Origin of the sequence: Microbacterium sp. ProA8 (assembly GCF_039905635.1) — a bacterium.
GTDB classification, from domain to species: domain Bacteria; phylum Actinomycetota; class Actinomycetes; order Actinomycetales; family Microbacteriaceae; genus Microbacterium; species Microbacterium chionoecetis.
On sequence record NZ_CP157000.1, the window covers coordinates 4,113,589 to 4,129,586 of the forward strand.

The 15,998-nt window shown below is 71.8% G+C and carries 16 protein-coding genes; 7 read left to right on the forward strand and 9 right to left on the reverse strand.

Annotated elements, in window-relative coordinates; translation table 11 throughout:
- Window positions 1–4 precede the first annotated feature (4 nt).
- Entirely contained in the window at window positions 5–607 is a 603-nt protein-coding gene (locus ABG085_RS18385; protein WP_347979239.1) for an RNA methyltransferase, read from the reverse strand.
- A 416-nt stretch (window positions 608–1,023) separates the two neighbouring features.
- Between ABG085_RS18385 and ABG085_RS18390 the strand changes: the two genes are divergently transcribed.
- Together ABG085_RS18390 and ABG085_RS18395 are read left to right on the forward strand one after the other, a co-directional pair.
- Window positions 1,024–2,412, forward strand: a complete 1,389-nt coding sequence (locus tag ABG085_RS18390) for an Nramp family divalent metal transporter (RefSeq protein WP_347977193.1) — start codon at window positions 1,024–1,026, stop codon at window positions 2,410–2,412.
- 22 nt (window positions 2,413–2,434) lie between these two features.
- Window positions 2,435–3,070: a metal-dependent transcriptional regulator gene (locus ABG085_RS18395; RefSeq protein ID WP_347977194.1), complete on the forward strand. Its 636-nt coding sequence runs from the start codon at window positions 2,435–2,437 to the stop codon at window positions 3,068–3,070.
- Between the two features lie 296 nt (window positions 3,071–3,366).
- On the opposite strand, the gene ABG085_RS18400 is transcribed toward ABG085_RS18395, so the two are convergent.
- Window positions 3,367–4,320, reverse strand: coding sequence for an SDR family NAD(P)-dependent oxidoreductase (locus ABG085_RS18400; protein WP_347977195.1), 954 nt, complete (start codon window positions 4,318–4,320; stop codon window positions 3,367–3,369).
- A 62-nt stretch (window positions 4,321–4,382) separates the two neighbouring features.
- Between ABG085_RS18400 and ABG085_RS18405 the strand changes: the two genes are divergently transcribed.
- Window positions 4,383–5,192, forward strand: a complete 810-nt coding sequence (locus ABG085_RS18405) for an HAD-IIA family hydrolase (RefSeq protein ID WP_347977196.1) — start codon at window positions 4,383–4,385, stop codon at window positions 5,190–5,192.
- A 299-nt stretch (window positions 5,193–5,491) separates the two neighbouring features.
- Here the strand turns inward: ABG085_RS18405 and ABG085_RS18410 are convergent, their stop codons facing one another.
- Window positions 5,492–6,520: an aldo/keto reductase gene (locus ABG085_RS18410; RefSeq protein ID WP_347977197.1), complete on the reverse strand. Its 1,029-nt coding sequence runs from the start codon at window positions 6,518–6,520 to the stop codon at window positions 5,492–5,494.
- 75 nt (window positions 6,521–6,595) lie between these two features.
- On the opposite strand from ABG085_RS18410, the gene ABG085_RS18415 reads away from it, so the two are divergent.
- Genes ABG085_RS18415 through ABG085_RS18425 form a run of 3 tightly spaced genes read left to right on the forward strand, consistent with a single transcriptional unit; the run spans window position 6,596 to window position 8,760 of the window.
- Window positions 6,596–8,035 (forward strand): PLP-dependent aminotransferase family protein, encoded by a 1,440-nt coding sequence (locus ABG085_RS18415; protein ID WP_347977198.1) that lies wholly within the window; start codon window positions 6,596–6,598, stop codon window positions 8,033–8,035.
- Window positions 8,036–8,044: 9 nt separating this feature from the next.
- On the forward strand, window positions 8,045–8,617 hold the full coding sequence (locus ABG085_RS18420) for a YdeI/OmpD-associated family protein (protein ID WP_347977199.1): 573 nt from the start codon (window positions 8,045–8,047) through the stop codon (window positions 8,615–8,617).
- Window positions 8,614–8,760 (forward strand): hypothetical protein, encoded by a 147-nt coding sequence (locus ABG085_RS18425; RefSeq protein WP_347977200.1) that lies wholly within the window; start codon window positions 8,614–8,616, stop codon window positions 8,758–8,760. The genes ABG085_RS18420 and ABG085_RS18425 overlap by 4 nt, the downstream gene beginning before the upstream one ends.
- An 8-nt stretch (window positions 8,761–8,768) precedes the next feature.
- Here the strand turns inward: ABG085_RS18425 and ABG085_RS18430 are convergent, their stop codons facing one another.
- From ABG085_RS18430 to ABG085_RS18450, 5 genes are all read right to left on the reverse strand, one after another.
- Window positions 8,769–9,656 (reverse strand): RNA polymerase sigma-70 factor, encoded by an 888-nt coding sequence (locus tag ABG085_RS18430; protein WP_347977201.1) that lies wholly within the window; start codon window positions 9,654–9,656, stop codon window positions 8,769–8,771.
- A gap of 10 nt (window positions 9,657–9,666) precedes the next feature.
- On the reverse strand, window positions 9,667–10,257 hold the full coding sequence (locus ABG085_RS18435; RefSeq protein WP_347977202.1) for a carboxymuconolactone decarboxylase family protein: 591 nt from the start codon (window positions 10,255–10,257) through the stop codon (window positions 9,667–9,669).
- An 83-nt stretch (window positions 10,258–10,340) separates the two neighbouring features.
- A complete protein-coding gene (gene pyrE / locus ABG085_RS18440; RefSeq protein ID WP_308870194.1) occupies window positions 10,341–10,919 on the reverse strand; it encodes an orotate phosphoribosyltransferase in 579 nt (192 codons plus the stop codon).
- Window positions 10,920–10,949: 30 nt separating this feature from the next.
- Entirely contained in the window at window positions 10,950–11,795 is an 846-nt protein-coding gene (locus ABG085_RS18445; protein ID WP_347977203.1) for a hypothetical protein, read from the reverse strand.
- A gap of 122 nt (window positions 11,796–11,917) precedes the next feature.
- Window positions 11,918–14,224, reverse strand: coding sequence for a hypothetical protein (locus tag ABG085_RS18450; RefSeq protein ID WP_347977204.1), 2,307 nt, complete (start codon window positions 14,222–14,224; stop codon window positions 11,918–11,920).
- A gap of 184 nt (window positions 14,225–14,408) precedes the next feature.
- Here ABG085_RS18450 and ABG085_RS18455 point away from each other — a divergent pair, with 184 nt between their 5' ends.
- On the forward strand, window positions 14,409–15,248 hold the full coding sequence (locus ABG085_RS18455) for an exodeoxyribonuclease III (RefSeq protein WP_347977205.1): 840 nt from the start codon (window positions 14,409–14,411) through the stop codon (window positions 15,246–15,248).
- A gap of 30 nt (window positions 15,249–15,278) precedes the next feature.
- On the opposite strand, the gene ABG085_RS18460 is transcribed toward ABG085_RS18455, so the two are convergent.
- Window positions 15,279–15,842, reverse strand: a complete 564-nt coding sequence (locus tag ABG085_RS18460; protein WP_347977206.1) for a hypothetical protein — start codon at window positions 15,840–15,842, stop codon at window positions 15,279–15,281.
- Window positions 15,843–15,998 lie beyond the last annotated feature (156 nt).

The window sequence follows — 15,998 nt, forward strand, 5'->3', positions numbered from 1 at the left end:
GCGGCTACGCCCAGCGGCGGCACCACTCGTACATGACGACGGCGGCCGCGGCGCTGGCGTTCATCGAGCGCGTCGAGCCGTACTGCTCGATCTGGACCGTGGCGGATGCCGCAGCCAGCGCCTCCGGCGAGAGTCCGGGTCCCTCCTGACCGAACAGCAGCACGCACCGCTCCGGCAGGTCGGCGGCGGGGAGCGGCTCGGAGCCCTCGACGTTGTCGATGGCGACGACGGGAAGGGATGCGGCATCCGCCCACGCCGCGAAGTCCTCGACGGTCTCGTGGTGACGCACGTGCTGGTACCGGTCGGTGACCATGGCGCCGCGGCGGTTCCAGCGACGCTTGCCGATGATGTGCACCTCGGCCGCCAGGAACGCGTTGGCGCTGCGCACGATCGAGCCGATGTTCATGTCGTGCTGCCAGTTCTCGATCGCGACGTGGAACGCGTGGCGGCGGGTATCGAGGTCGGCGACGATCGCGTCCATCGTCCAGTAGCGATAGGCGTCGACGACGTTGCGCGCATCGCCGTTCGCGAGCAGCTCGGGGTCGTACCGCGGGTCGTCGGGCCATGCGTCGGGCCCACCCGGCCACGGCCCCACACCGACGGGCAGGGTCGGCTCGGCCGGCGTCGGCTCGGCGGGCTCGGGGGTGGGCGGGGCGGGCGAGATCACGGGCCCAAGGCTATCCGCGCCGAACACCCGCGCCCTTGCCGTCGTTGAGCGAGCGAGGAACGTGGTCGTTGAGCGAGCTTGCGAGTCGAAACGCAGAGACGAAACGCCTCAGACCTTCTCGCAGACCCAAGGCGTTTCGTCTCGGTCGCTGGCGCTCCCTCGCTCAACAACCGGGACGGGGCCGGTCACCAGGTTTCGTCTCGGTCGCCGGCGCTCCCTCGCTCAACGACCGGGACGGGGCCGGTCACCCGGTTTCGTCTCGGTCGTTGGCGCTCTTCTCAGTGAGGGAGCCACTTTTCGGCTCGCCGAAAAACGGTTATGGTTTCGGTGTGCCGAAAACTGCCGAAGACGTCAGGATGCCGTCCGCCACCGCCCGCCGCGCATCGATGCCGCGCCTGGCCTGGCTGATCGGGCCTGCCCTGGTCGCGGGCGTCGCGTATCTCGATCCCGGCAACGTCGCGAGCAACATGACCGCCGGCGCGCGGTACGGCTACCTCCTGGTCTGGGTGGTCGTGCTGGGCAACGTGATGGCCTGGCTCATCCAATACCTCTCGGCCAAGCTCGGCATCGTCACGGGCCGGAGCCTGCCCGAGACCCTGGGCGCGCGCATCCGTTCGAAATGGGGCCGCCGCGCCTACTGGCTGCAGGCCGAGCTCGTCGCGATGGCGACCGACATCGCCGAGGTGATCGGCGGGGCCGTCGCGCTGAACCTGCTGTTCGGCGTCCCCCTGCTCTGGGGCGGCGTGATCACCGGCACCGTCTCGATCACGCTGCTGCTGATCCAGTCGCGCCGCGGGCCGCGGCCGTTCGAGTTCGTGATCATCGGCCTGCTCGCGATCATCGCCATCGGCTTCTCGTTCGGAGTGTTCGTCGCACCACCGGACGGCGCGAGCGTCGTCGCGGGCCTCGTGCCGCGCTTCGAAGGCACCGACTCGGTGCTGCTGGCCGCCTCGATCCTGGGCGCCACGATCATGCCGCACGCGATCTATGCGCACAGTGCTCTGGCAAGGGACCGCTTCGCGCCGCGACCACTTCCCCGGTCGTCGAGCGAGCGAGGAACGCGGTCGTTGAGCGAGCTTGCGAGTCGAAACGCAGAGACGACAGGCGCCGAGCAGACGGCCGACGACGGCCTCGAGCCGCTCAGCGACCGGTCGGCGCCGGACCCGACGCTGGCCGAGCTGCGCGGCATCCCGACCCGCCGCCTGCTTCGCGCGACGAAGTGGGACGTGTCGATCGCGATGCTCATCGCCGGCACCGTGAACCTGTGCATCCTGCTGCTCGCTGCAGCGAACCTGGCCGGCGTGCCCGGTACCGACTCGCTCGAGGGCGCGTACGCCGCGCTGTACGCGGGGCTGGGTCCGCTCGTGGCGACCCTGTTCGCGGTGGGCCTTCTCGCCAGCGGGCTGGCGAGCACGTCGGTCGGCGCCTACGCCGGAGCCGAGATCATGCACGGCCTGCTGCACATCCGCGTGCCGCTCCTCGCCCGGCGTCTCGTGACGCTCATCCCGGCGCTCGTCATCCTGGCGATCGGCTTCGACCCCACCGTCGCGCTGGTGCTGAGCCAGGTGGTCCTGTCGTTCGGCATCCCGTTCGCGCTCGTGCCGCTGGTCGCGCTGACCGCGAACCGCGAGGTGCTCGGCGGGTTCCGCAACCGGGTGTGGACGACGATCGCGGGCATCGCGGCATCCGTCTTCCTGATCGCCCTCAACGGCGTGCTGCTCTTCCTGGTGCTCACGGGGGCGTGACGGGCGCCGGTACCCTGAAGCCGTGGCCTCTCCTGCCGTCGACGACTACCTCAAGACGATCTACCACCACACCGAGTGGCAGGACGACCGCATCACCCCGTCGCAGCTGGCGAGCGAGCTCGGCCTCGCGCCGTCGAGCGTCACCGAGATGGTGCAGAAGCTCGCGGCCCAGGGGCTCGTCACCCACCGGCCGTACGGTCCGGTGTCTCTGAGCGCCGCCGGCGAGCGGCGCGCGGCCGCCATCATCCGCCGCCATCGGCTCATCGAGACGTGGCTCGTGCGCGAGTTCGGCTACGCGTGGGACGAGGTGCACGACGAGGCCGAGGTGCTCGAGCACGCCCTCAGCGACCGGCTGCTCGAGGGCATCGACGAGCGCCTGGGGCGTCCGCGCTTCGATCCGCACGGCGATGCGATCCCGGATGCCGCGGGCCACGTCCACCGCGAGCCCTTCGTGCTGCTCGGCCGGGCGCCGGCGGGTCATGTCGGCCGCGTGCTGCGCGTGAGCGACCGCGACCCCGAGCTGCTGCGGGCTGTGGAGTCGGCCGGCGTCGAGGTCGGGGCGACGGTGACGGTGACGAATGCCGAAACCCTGCGGATCGGCGCCGCCGAGGTGTCTCTGCCGCTCGCCGCCGCCGACGCCGTGTGGCTCAGCGCCTGACGCCCGCCCGCTCGTCACCCGAGGTTCCGCGGCATCCGAGGTCTCGGTCGCTCGTGTCCCGAATTCGGTCGCTCGTGTCCCGAATTCGGTCGCTGATGTCCCAGCTTCCGCCGCAAGCGCTGCTTCGAACGGTGGAAAGTGGGACGTGCGACTTCGGGACAGAACATCGAGCGCGATTGCTCGCCGTAGCCACATGGCGACGGATGCGGCGGCATCCGCTCTTCTCGATGTCGTGACGTCACCGCGTCGTGATCGGCGCGCAGAATCGGAGGCGGAGCCGCGACTCTGCGGCGGGCTCAGACCTGCGAGCGGCGCGCCGCCGCCTCGAACGGCCAGCGCACGCCTGTCGCCGTCTGGGCGAAGTCCCAGAGGCGGGCCGCGACGTCAGGGTCGCGGGTGATCTTGGCCGCGGTCTGCCGGCGCGGTTCGCCGCGCGAGCCGGTGCGCGGCCCCCAGAACTCGCCGCCCTCGACCTCGGGGTCGGTGAGCGCGCGCACGAGCGACCACGCGCCGTGCTCCTTCGACTGCGCGATCGCGGCCTGCAGGTTGTCGCGGAACCGCTTGGCGCGCGAGGGCTCGTTGACCCCGACGATGCCGGGCGTCCTGCCGCCGGTCGAATAGCCCGGGTGCGCGACGACGCTCGACACGCCGATGTCGGCCGCGCGCAGCCGCCGGTCGGCCTCGAAGCCCAGGGCCGCGGTGGCGACCTTCGACTGCACGTATGCGCGCCAGGCGGTGTACCGGTCGGAGAGCTGCGGGTCGACGGGGTCGTACGGCGTGAGCGAGGTCGACATGCTTCCGAGCCACACCATGCGACCGGATGCCTCGGCCAGAGCTGTCAGCAGCTCTCCGGCGAGCGCGTAGTGCCCGAGGGCGTTGGTGGCGAACACGACCTCGTGCCCGTCCATGGTGGTCTCGCGCGCCTTCGGCGCGTGGACGATTCCGGCATTGAGGAGGACGCCGTCCAGGCCGCCCCTGCCCCGCACGCTCGCGGCCGCCGAACGCACCGAAGCAAGGTTGCTGGTGTCGAGGATGAGGGGCTCGGTCGCGTCGGGTGCGGCATCCGGAACCCGCCGCCGGATCGCGGCGCGCGCCGCCGACAGCCGGTTGGGATGGCGGGCCGACATGAGCACCCGGGCACCTGCCCGCACGAGCTGTTCGGACGCGAAATAGCCGAGGCCGGCGTTCGAGCCGGTCACGAGATAGACACGACCCGCCAGGTCGGGAAGGCTGCGGGGATCCCACGTCACGGGATCGACCCTACGCCCGCGCGACACCTGCTCAGGCCACACGACCGCATAGCCTGGGACGCATGCGCACGAGGTCTGACATCGAATGCTGGCTCACCGACATGGACGGCGTGCTGGTGCACGAGAACACCCCGGTTCCGGGGGCCTCCGACCTGCTGCAGCAGTGGCGCGAGCAGGGGGTGCCGTTCCTCGTCCTCACCAACAACTCGATCTTCACGCCGCGCGATCTGTCGGCCCGGCTGCGCGCCTCCGGCCTCATCGTTCCGGAGGAGTCGATCTGGACCTCGGCTCTCGCGACCGCCGACTTCCTGAAGTCGCAGATGCCCGGCGGCACGGCGTTCGTCATCGGCGAGGCGGGACTCACGACCGCGCTCCACGAGGCCGGCTTCATCATGACCGAGACGGACCCCGACTACGTCGTCGTCGGCGAGACCCGCAACTACTCGTTCGAGGCGATCACGAAGGCGATCCGCTTCATCGGCGCCGGCGCCCGCTTCATCGCGACGAACCCCGACGCGACCGGTCCGTCGACCGAGGGCCTGCTGCCGGCGACCGGCGCCATCTCGGCGCTGATCACGAAGGCGACGGGCATGGAGCCGTACGTCGTGGGCAAGCCCAACCCGATGATGTTCCGCTCGGCGATGAACCGCCTGGGCGCCCACTCCGAGAACACCGGGATGATCGGCGACCGCATGGACACCGACGTCGTCGCCGGCATCGAGGCGGGCCTGCACACCGTGCTCGTGCTCACCGGCATCAGCGACACGGCCGAGATCGCCCGCTACCCGTTCCGCCCCGACGAGGTGCTGGACTCGGTCGCCGACCTGCTCGACGCCGAGCCCGTCGAGTCCGAAGACCCCGAGCTGCTCTAGCGCTTCGCGCCGCAGCGCTTTCGGGGGACGGATGCCGCGGCCCCCCGGCATCCGGTCGTCCGGGGTTGTCCGCACCGCTTCTAGCGACTCGCCAAAAGGCGCGGCGCCTGCGGGCCCTTCTTGGCGACTCGCCAAAATCCATGGCCGGCGAACATCCTCGCGATCTGGACGACTCGCCAAAAAGTACCCCCGACGCGCAACGCTCTTGGCGACTCGCCAGAAACGCACCGCGAGGAGACCGGGCCTCCCGGCCGTGCGGGTGCGGCGGGCTTCCGCAGCGCCCGCCGCACCCCGTCCGGCTACGCCAGCTCGAGGCGCGCACGCATCTCTGCGTCGAGCACGAGGTCGGCGGCGTCGAGGCGCGCGCGCACCTCGGGGTCGAGCACGAGGTCGGCGGCGGCCAGTGCCTCTTCGAGCTGCGCGACGGTCGAGATGCCGACCACCGGGATCACCGGCACGGCGCCGCCCAGCAGCCATGCGAGCGCGACCTGGTTCGGCGTCGCGCCGATCTCGGCGGCGATGTCGTGCAGCACGCGGACGCGCTCGCGGTTGGACGCGTGGCGCATCGGCGCCCACATCGGCTTGTCGTCCCGCGTGAAGGCGCCCTGGTGCAGCGGCGAGTACGCCGTGATGGTCAGGGGCGGGCGACCCTCGACGCCCGCCGCGGCGACGTAGTCCAGCATGTCGGCCGACACGTCGTTCGTGCGCCCCGCGGCAGGGCTCGGGTAGACGTAGCTGTATCCCTGCTGCACGACGCCGTACGGGTCGACGCCCTGCCGCAGCGCCTCCTCGCGCGCTTCGACGAGGCGCCAGAGCGCGACGTTCGAGATGCCCGAGATGCCGACGAGGCCCTCGCGCTGCAGCTGCCCGAAGGCGCCGACGGTCTCGGCGAGCGGGGTCTCGCGGTCGTCGACGTGCCCGTACAGCACGTCGATGCGGTCGATGCCGAGGTGCTGCAGGCTGAGACGCGCCTCGCGCGCGACGACCTCGGCCGACAGGCCCTGGAAGTTCGTAGGCTCGACGTTCTGCAGCGGCAGCGCCGGGTCCTTCTTGGCTGCGCCGAGCTTCGTGGCGAGGCGCACTTCGCCGAGGCCGCCGCGCCGGCGGATCCACTCGCCGAGCACGTCCTCGCTGTCGCGGCCGTGGCCGCCGACCCAGGCGTTGTAGTTGTTCGCGGTGTCGACGAAGGTGCCGCCCGCGTCGGCGAAGCGGTCGAGGATCTCGAGCGATGTCGCGGTGTCGGTGCGCGTGCCGAAGAACATGGTGCCCAGGCACAGGGTCGAGACCTCGAACGAGGTCGTCCCGTTGGAGATGGTGCGGTACTGCATGGCGTGCCCTTTCTGGGGTGGGAAGGAGTACTCCCATCGTGGAACCTGAACGGACTGGGAGTACGATCCGATTCCATGGTGGAACTCCAGACCAATCCCATCGCCTGGGACACCCTGCTCGATCTCTCGGCACACGACGGCCCGCGTCATGTGCGCCTCGAACTGGCGGTGAGGGATGCCGTCGCCACCGGCCGCCTGCCCTCCGGCGCCGTCCTCCCCCCGAGCCGGCTGCTCGCGGCGTCACTGGGTGTCTCCCGCTGGGTCGTGACCGAGGTGTACGGGCGGCTCACCGCCGAGGGGATCCTCGAGGCGAGGACCGGGTCGGGCACGCGGGTCGCTGCGCGCGGGGGCGTCTCAGCCGCACGTCCGGCGCCCGCACCGGTGGCGGCGCAGCGGCGACCGCGGTTCGACCTCGCGCCGGGCGTCCCCGACCTGCGGCACGCGCCGCGCGCCCTGTGGCTGCGGGCGATGACCGAGGTGCTGGCCGAGACCCCCGACGCCGAGCTGTTCCGGCTCGACGGCGATGTGCCGGCGGCGCGGGTGGTGCTGGCCTCCTACCTGTCGCGCGCACGATTCGCGAGAGCGGATGCCGACGCCGTCGTGGTCACGCACGGCGCCGCCGACGGCATGCGGCGGGTGGCCCGCGTGCTGCGCGAGCACGGGCACACGGAGATCCTCGTGGAAGACCCGTCGTGGCAGCGCATGCGCCAGGTGGCCGCGGCGGAGGGTCTCACGTCGGTGCCCGTCCCGGTCGACGCGCACGGGGTGGACGTCGACGCGCTGGCCACGGCATCCGTCCGCACCGGCGCGCGCGCCGCGCTCGTGACACCCGCGCACCAGTTCCCGGTCGGCGTGGCGCTGACAGCCGAACGGCGCGATCGCCTGATCGCCTGGGCCCGCAGGTGCGACGGGGTCGTGATCGAAGACGACTACGACGCCGAGTTCCGCTACGACCGCCGGCCGATCGGAGCGCTGCAGGCGATGGCACCCGACCGGGTCGTGCTCGCGGGCAGCCTCAGCAAGACCGCGACGCCGGCCCTCGGCCTCGGCTGGCTGGTGCTGCCGCCCTGGCTGCGGGACGGCGTGCGGGATGCGGGGGCCTCGGCGCCCTCGACGATCGACCAGCTCGCACTCGCCCGCTTCCTCGCCGCCGGCGGCCTCGACCGCCACCTGCGGGCCGCCCGCACGCGCTATCGCCGCCGCCGCGAGGCCTTGCTCGCAGCGCTCGAACGCGCGCTGCCCGAGTGCCGCGTGTCGGGGATCGCCGCGGGGCTCCACGTCGTGCTCGACCTCCCTGCGGGCGTCCGCGCGGCGGACGTGGTGCGCTTCGGCGCGGCCCGTGACGTCGCACTAACCGACATCCGCCGCTATCGCGTGTCGCCCGACGCGCCTGCCCCCGAGCAGCTCGTGCTCGGCTACGGCGACCTCGCCGATCCACTCGTCGAGGAAGCCGTGAGTACCCTCGCCGCCGCGGTCCGCGAGGCCGCTGCGCCCGGGGTCGGCGGCTCCCGATAGGGTCGCGGCATGGGCGTGCTCGACGACGGTGAGAAAGTGGAGGCCACGGATGCCGCCGCCTGGCGGGCCTGGCTCGAGGCGAACCATCGCACCTCGAAGGGTGCATGGCTGGTGAGGCCCCGCCCGGGGTCGGGGCTCGAGCTGGTCGGCTACGAGGAGGCGATCCAGCAGGCGCTGTGCTTCGGCTGGATCGACGGTCCGGTCCGCACGTTCGACGAGCAGCGCGGCGGACTCTGGTTCGCTCCGCGGCGGCCGTCGAGCGGCTGGGCGGCGACGAACAAGGCGCGGGTCGCGCAGCTCGAGGCCGAGGGGCTGCTCACGGAAGCCGGCATCCGTGCCATCGAACTGGCGAAGCAGAACGGGTCGTGGACGGTGCTCGACAACGCCGAGGCGCTGCGCGAGCCCGACGACCTCGCCGCTGCACTCGACGCGGTCCCCGCCGCGCGCCGCACCTGGGACGCGTTCCCGCCCTCGACCCGCAAGATCGGCATCGCGAGCGTCGACTCCGCCCGGCGGCCCGAGACGCGGGCCGCTCGCATCGCGAAAGTCGTCGCGGACACCGCGGAGGGGAAGCGGCCGTGATCTCACCGACCGAGCAGACGCTGCTCCTGGTGGTCACGGCGCTCATCACGCTGACCACGCTCATCGTCGTGGTCTGGCAGCTGTGGCGCGGCCGCGGCCGGCGCGGCGGCGGCGGCGACGGCGACGGCGTCGGCGACGACTGATCAGGCGATCAGCGCGCGACCTCCGCCTCGGCGTCGAGCCAGCCCAGCTTGTCGGGATTGGCGATGGAGTAGATCTGCGTGATCCGCCCGTCGGCCACCGTCAGGCTCACGACTCCGGTCAGCTGACCGTCGAGCTCCACCCGGATCCCCGGCTGGCCGTTCACCCACGTCGCCGACGCGACGAGCGTGCCCTCGAGCTTCGACATGCCGCCGATGAGGTAGCGGGCGAGGCGCTCGGCGCCGACGATCGGCCGGCGCGCGGCGCCCTTCACCTTGCCGCCGCCGTCCGCCACCGACACGACGTCGGGCGCGAGCACGTCCATCAGCCCCTGCAGGTCGCCGGTGTTGAGCGCCGCGACGAGGCGCTCGACGGCCTCCTCGTGCTCCGACGGCACCACCCGCACCCGCGGGCGCCGGGCCGCAACGTGGTCCTTCGCCCGGTGGGCGATCTGGCGCACCGCCGCAGGGGTCTTGCCCACGGCATCCGCGATCTCGTCGTACGGCACGTCGAAGACCTCGCGCAGCACGAAGACCGCGCGCTCGGCGGGGCCGAGCGTCTCGAGCACCGTGAGCATCGCGATCGAGAGGTTCTCGGCGAGCTCGACGTCCTCGGCGACGTCGGGGCTCGTCAGCAGCGGCTCGGGGAGCCACTCCCCCACGTAGTCCTCGCGACGTCGCGACACCGTGCGCAGGTGGTTGAGCGCCTGACGCGTCACGACGCGCACGAGGTACGCGCGCGGCTCCTGCACGGTGTCGCGGTCGACGGCCGCCCAGCGCAGCCACGACTCCTGCAGCACGTCCTCGGCGTCGGCGGCCGAGCCGAGCATCTCGTACGCGACCGTGAACAGCAGATTCCGGTGTGCGACGAACGGGTCGTCGACGTCGTCGGCGCTCATGTCGGCGAGCCTACGCGCGGGCGGCGACGGCGGGCCGCTCGGCCAGCGGCGGCAGTCCGCACGAGTCGGCGAACTGCTCGGAACGGATGCCGAGCGCCACGTTCATGCGGGCCGACATGTTCATGAAGGCGACGCGGGCCGCAAGTTCGATGAGGCCCGCCTCGCCGAGCTGCTGCCGCAGCGCGTCCGACAGCTCGTCGGTCACGGCCGGCGGCGTCTGACTCGCCGCCTCGGCGTACTCCATGACCTGACGCTCGAGCGGCGTGAACACCGTCGATTCCCGCCAGCGCGGCACCTCGCGGACCTTGGCGCCGTCGACGCCGCGATTGCGCGACATGAAGTAGTTGAAGTCGAGGCAGAAGCTGCAGCCGATGGTCGCGGCCGCCGCCATCGCGGCGTAGGTCGACAGGTTCGGATCGAGCTCGTGCCAGTGCTCGACCTTCTGCCCGATGCCCATCGAGTCCTTCATGACGGCCTTGTGGTGCCACAGCACGCCGACGGAGTCGGGCACGCGACCGATCATCTTCTTGGCCGCCGCCTTGACCAGGGCGCCGTAGACGCCGGTGACCTCGGTCGCGGGGATGCGGGTCGTCTCAGTCATGTCTTTCCTCCGTGTCGTCGGATCGAGTCCTTCGACATGGAGACACCGGCCGGCGCCGGCGTGTGACATCCCGGCGGCAAGAACTACTGCGGTTCGAGTCCGAGGTCGTCGAGGTCGATCGCGGCCAGCCACTGCAGGCCCTCGGCCTCGACGGCCGCCTGGGCGCCGGTCTTGCGGTCGACGATGACGGCGACGGCGACGGGCTCCGCGCCCTCGCGGCGCAGCGCCTCGACGGCCTTGAGCGCGGACTGACCTGTGGTCGAGGTGTCTTCGAGCACGACGACGCGCTTGCCCGCGACATCCGCCCCCTCCACCTGGCGTCCGCGGCCGTGGTCCTTGGGCTCCTTGCGCACCACGAACGCGTCGAGCGGCATGTGCGTGCGCGCGGACTCGTGCATCACGGCGTTCGCGATGGGGTCGGCGCCGAGCGTGAGCCCGCCGACCGCGACGATGCCGTCGACGTCGCGGATGAGGTCGAGCATGATGCGCCCGATCGACGGCGCCGCACGGTGGTCGAGGGTGAGCTTGCGCATGTCGACGTAGTACGTCGCCTTCTTGCCGCTCGAGAGCGTGAAGTCGCCGTGGAACACCGCCTCGTCCTGGATGAGGGCGATCAGGTACTGGCGATCGGCTTCGAGCGCAGGCGTGGAGGCGACGGTCATGGCAATGAGTCTACGGATGCCGCGGGCCGGTCACCCGGGCAGAGCCCGGCCCGTGAGCGCAGCGATGCCTCGCGCCTCGGCGGCCGGCAGGACGGCGTCGCGCCGCGCGTCGGGCCCGGTCGCGCCGGGAGGGAGGAGCGCTGCGACCGCCCGTGTCACCGCCGGGTCGCCGGCGACCGCGGCGAGCGCAGCGGTGCGGCCGAGCGCCAGGTTCGCGGCTGCCGCCGTGCCGGCGTCGACGGAGGTCGCGAGGCGCTCGAGCGACGGCGCGGCGGCGCCGATCACCCCGGCGCCGAGAAGGCTCTGCAGCACGTCGCGGTTCCCGAGGTCGGCGGCGTCGGCGTCGGCGGGGGCGGTGCGCACGAGCGCCACCGGCTCCGCTTCGACGGTCTCGCCGCGGCGCGCGGCGAACCGCGCGGTCACCACGTACCGGCCGGGGGCGGGGAACAGCGGCACGCTGCCCGAGGCCAGCAGCGGCACCGCTGAGACGAGGCGCTCACCTGCGGCGAGATCGACCGAGCGCGGCGCGGAGTCCACCGGCCACGGCCACGTCGCTCGCAGCGGCGGACGGCCCGGCGCGGCGACGTCGATCTCGAGGTCGCCTTCGACGAGGTTCAACCGGGCGCTGACCGTCGCCGCCCCCCGCGCGATGAGCTCCACGTCCGCGAAGGCGATGCGATCGAGCGGAACGGTCCACGCGCCCGCTGCACTCGCCGGCGAGTCGCTGCCCCGCGCGACCCCGGGCGCGTCCCCGGGAGCTGGCCCACGTGCGGGGTCGGCGGCGGGCGCGTCCCCGGGAGCCGCGCCGCGCACGGGCTCAGCCGCGGCCGGCCGGAGCCGGAGCTCCAACCCACCGCCGTCCGTGAGAGGTGTCACGGCTCGATCCTTCCCCTGGGCGGGCTTCGTGTCACCCTCCGCAGGAGAAACCGCCCTCCACAGAAACGGTCAAACCTCCTGCGGAAGGCGATTTCTCCTGTCGAGTCGCCGCGACCCCCGGCTCAGCGGCCGGTCGGCTCCACGAAGTCCTCCGCGATGCGCTCGGCCGCCGCGACGTCCTTGCCGGCGACCGACCGGGCTCCGCCCTTCGCGCGCGACTTCAGGGCCGCGATCGTGTCGGCCACGACCGGGGCGTCCTTCTCGGTCGGGCTGGCGACCGTCACCGCCAGGGCGGCCACACGCTCGGCCGATCGGCCGGCGAGCGCCAGCTCGAGGAAGTGCGCCGCCTCGTCCGGCGCCGCCGCGCGCACATCGCGCGCGCGGACGTCGGTGAACGACCGGGCGAGAGCATTGGCGAGCACGAGCGCGCCGGCCGCACCGGTGTCGGTGTCGCTGTGCTGCTCGGCCAGATCGGTCAGCACCGCGCGGGCTGCGGCATCCGTCGCGAAATCGCCCAGCGCGATGGCGCGACCGACCCCCGGCGTGAGCGTCTTGGCGCTGATGTCGACCTCGGGGTCCGAGCCGGGCCCCCGCACGTCGACGGTCATCGGAGTGGACCGCACCGTGGTCATCGCGTCGACCTCGAGCTGGGCCGTGATCGTATGGCGTCCCGGCTCGGTGAAGGTCACGCCCTGGTTCGTGAAGAACACCTGGACGTGGTTGCGGATCGACTCGCCCGGTTGCAGCACCGTCGTCGGGCGCGGCCCGCACCCGATGGCGACGTCGACGAGGTGCTGGAGCGAGTGGTCGGGCGGCGTGTGCAGGAAGACGAGGTCGCCCTCCGACAGGTTGATCAGCGTCGTGACGGTGCGCGGCTGGTCCGACACGTTCGTGAGGACGACCTCGGCGGTGACGTACTCGCCGACGAACGCCTGCGCGGGCATCGCGACGGTGAGCTCCAGGCCCTCGTCTCCCGTGTCGCCCGCGAGGCCCGCCACGTCGACCGGGGCGGGCAGGCCCGCCGACAGGTCGCCGTGGCCCCACCCGAAGTTCTTCCAGCCGGGGCGCACCTGCGGATCGGGCGAGTGGATGAGGGAGGTGCGGTCGTGGTTCGAGAACGCGAACGAGGCATTGCCCGGATAGGGATTGGCCGTGGTCGCGAACCCCATGACATCGCCGGTCTGGTTCATGATCTCGATGCCGATGCCCGGGTTGTGGACGTCGTGCTTCGGGTGCCACAGGTTGAACGCGTGTCCCGCCTCGTGCACCAGGGTGCGGAGGAACGCCGCGGGCACCTCGTCGAGCGGGCGTCCGCGGGCCGCTGCGGCGATGAAGGAGTCGTTGCCGAGCTCGACGTCGGCGAAGCCGGCAGCTCCCTCTCGGGGCACGGTGTCGTCGTCGAACATGATCCCGAACAGGCCGCCCTGCGCGGACCCCACGAACAGCCACAGCCGCCAGGACTCGCCGCTGACCGTCTGGCGGTGCCCCGACATGAGGGTCGCCAGCTCCGCGTTGGTGAGGTCCGCATCGTCGGGCACGCTGATCTCGTCGGTGACGACGGTGACGTCCCATCCCGCACCGGCATAGACCGAACGCACGGTGGCGGCAGCTCCCGAGCCGATGGTGGCGGATGCCGGGAACATGCGGTTCACCATGGCATCGACCTCGATGCGGCAGCCGCGGTACATCGGCGACGTCTTGCGCGCGGTGACGTTCGTGACGGTGCCGCCGATCGACAGCGTGCCCGTCATGCGCTGCGACTCCCCGAGAACCGTCGACGCCGTCGTCACGACGAGCGGTCGCCGGCAGCGGAGCGTGAGAGTGCCGGTGTCGGTCGACACGAACTCCTGGGTCGTGCGGTTCCACAGATGCCGGACGATCTGGACGGTGAGCGTGCCGTCGACGTAGGTGGAGCCGTTGGAGCGGAAGTACCAGGAGTACTCCGACGCCGGGAAGGCCGGATACCAGCGCAGCCCCAGCGGCAGGAACTCGGAGAGGATCGGCGTCTCGTCCTCGGACACGTCGCCGGCCTCGCCCGCATCCGCCGCATCGGCACCGCCACCTGCGAACGGCTCCGGTCCTGGTCCCGGGATGGGTCCGGGAACCGGGAAGGGGATCGGCCTGATCCGCTCGAGCTCGAACTCGGTGAACACGGGCGGGAAGACCCGGCGCGAGTACATGTCGCCCGAGACGCGCAGCGACGACGTGCCCACCTCGATGCGCAGCGCACCGCGCACCTCGGGACCGAACACGGTGCGGCGTTCCAGCTCGAGCAGCCAGGACCCGTCGAGGGTGCCGATCGCACACGGTCGGGTCAGCAGCTCGGGACGGATGACGGGGCCGACGACGAGCTCGCCGTCGGCGTCGAATTCGAGAGACGCGTCGGGCGCGGCGGAGGCCGCGCGGCCGCAGCCGCAGTCGTGGTCCATGGGAAGCCCTCATTCCCGGCCGCGGACGCGGCCGCTGACAGTGAAGAGCGGTCCTCGCTCACGGCTGATACTGCCGCAGCGGCGTCCCTGCTGTCCCGGGGCCGGCGAAACGGGGCCGATGCGTGGAGCCGACGGGGACGGCATCCGCTCCTCCGCGTCTGCACCCCCGCCTAGGCTTGATCCCATGCGCCTGGCCACCTGGAACGTGAACTCCATCCGCGCGCGAGTCGACCGCATCGTCGACTTCGCGGTGCGCGAGCACATCGACGTGCTGGCGATGCAGGAGATCAAGTGCAAGACCGACCAGTTCCCGTTCGACCGCTTCGAAAAGGCCGGCTACCACGTCGAGGCGTACGGCTTCTCGCAGTGGAACGGCGTGGCCATCGCCAGCCGTGAGCCGCTCACGGACGTGCGCACGGCGTTCCCGGGCATGCCGGGCTTCGAGAAGGGGCACAACGGTCCCGACGCACCGCAGGAGGCGCGCGCGATCGGCGCCACCGTCGGCGGCGTCGAGGTGTGGAGCCTGTACGTGCCCAACGGCCGCTCGCTCGGCGACCCGCACTACTTCTACAAGCTCGACTGGCTGTCGGCGCTCGGCCAGTACACGTCGGAGTCCCTCGCGGCGAACCCCGATCTCGCCCTCGCGCTGGTCGGCGACTTCAACATCGCCCCGACGGATGCCGACAACGGCGACCCTGTGGTCGTCCCGGGCTTCTCGACCCACGTGTCACCGCCCGAGCGTGAGGCGTTCGCCGCGCTCGAGGCCGCCGGCCTGCAGGACGTCGTGCGCCCGCTGATCCCCACCGGCTACACCTACTGGGACTACAAGCGCTTGAAGTTCCCTCGCAACGAGGGCATGCGCATCGACTTCATCCTCGGTTCTCACGCGATCGCGGATGCCGTCACCGGCGCGACGATCCATCGCAACGAACGCAAGGGTGAACTCCCGAGCGACCACGTGCCCGTCGTCGTCGACTTCGATCTCGAGGGCCCGGACGACGACGACCGCCCGATGATCTTCTGATCCCGGCCGGCCGCCCGCGCAGGGCGGGCGTCAGTCCGCCGGGCCGGGCGTGCATCCCGGCGGCGCGGAGTTGCCGCTTATGTCGAAGTCGCCGCATGTGAGGAAGTGCTCCTGGTTGAGCCCGAGCACGAACGAGGTGACGGCGACGCCGAGCACCACGAGTGCGATCAGCCACTTCGTGCGTCGCCGCGTCTCGGTCGCGAAGTCGGGCCACACGACGCGCACCAGCACCCACAGCGTGAACGGGATGCCGAGCAGGACGGCCGCGATCGCCGCGAGGTCGACGATGGCCAGCGCCATGTCGGTGGTGTCGTCGGCGACCACGAAGTTGAGGACGAGCCATACCGAGGGAAGCAGGAGGACCAAGGCCCGCGCGAGTCTGCCGCCGACGGGACGCCGCTCGACGAGCACGAACACGAACGCCGCGGTGGAGGCGGCCCAGAGCGCGAGGATGTCGTCGAAGAAGACCTCGCCCCACACGCCGAGAGTGAAGGCGGGCCACCACGCGATCGCGACCATTCCCACCATGGCCACGCCCACCGGCACGTCGCGGCGGCGCTGGTGTTCGTCGGCGGGCGGGGCGGACGCGGTCACAGCCGCACGGTATCGCGCCGGTGCGAGGCATCCGTCGCTCCACGCCACATGATCGGCAGACTTTTCTTGATCCCGCGCGTCATGAAAAGCGCCGCACGCGCGTCTTGCCCGGTGAACCCCCCGTTCTGCACGCGTCGCCGGGACTCCCCAACAGCG

Bases quoted from the DNA above. Each gene is read 5' to 3' on its own strand.
- pyrE (WP_308870194.1), bottom strand. From the start codon at position 10,919: ATGACCGTCGCCTCCACGCCTGCGCTCGAAGCCGATCGCCAGTACCTG.
- ABG085_RS18405 (WP_347977196.1), top strand. From the start codon at position 4,383: ATGCGCACGAGGTCTGACATCGAATGCTGGCTCACCGACATGGACGGC.
- ABG085_RS18450 (WP_347977204.1), bottom strand. From the start codon at position 14,224: ATGGACCACGACTGCGGCTGCGGCCGCGCGGCCTCCGCCGCGCCCGAC.
- ABG085_RS18430 (WP_347977201.1), bottom strand. From the start codon at position 9,656: ATGAGCGCCGACGACGTCGACGACCCGTTCGTCGCACACCGGAATCTG.
- ABG085_RS18435 (WP_347977202.1), bottom strand. From the start codon at position 10,257: ATGACTGAGACGACCCGCATCCCCGCGACCGAGGTCACCGGCGTCTAC.
- ABG085_RS18455 (WP_347977205.1), top strand. From the start codon at position 14,409: ATGCGCCTGGCCACCTGGAACGTGAACTCCATCCGCGCGCGAGTCGAC.
- ABG085_RS18420 (WP_347977199.1), top strand. From the start codon at position 8,045: ATGGGCGTGCTCGACGACGGTGAGAAAGTGGAGGCCACGGATGCCGCC.
- ABG085_RS18410 (WP_347977197.1), bottom strand. From the start codon at position 6,520: ATGCAGTACCGCACCATCTCCAACGGGACGACCTCGTTCGAGGTCTCG.
- ABG085_RS18390 (WP_347977193.1), top strand. From the start codon at position 1,024: ATGCCGTCCGCCACCGCCCGCCGCGCATCGATGCCGCGCCTGGCCTGG.
- ABG085_RS18415 (WP_347977198.1), top strand. From the start codon at position 6,596: ATGGTGGAACTCCAGACCAATCCCATCGCCTGGGACACCCTGCTCGAT.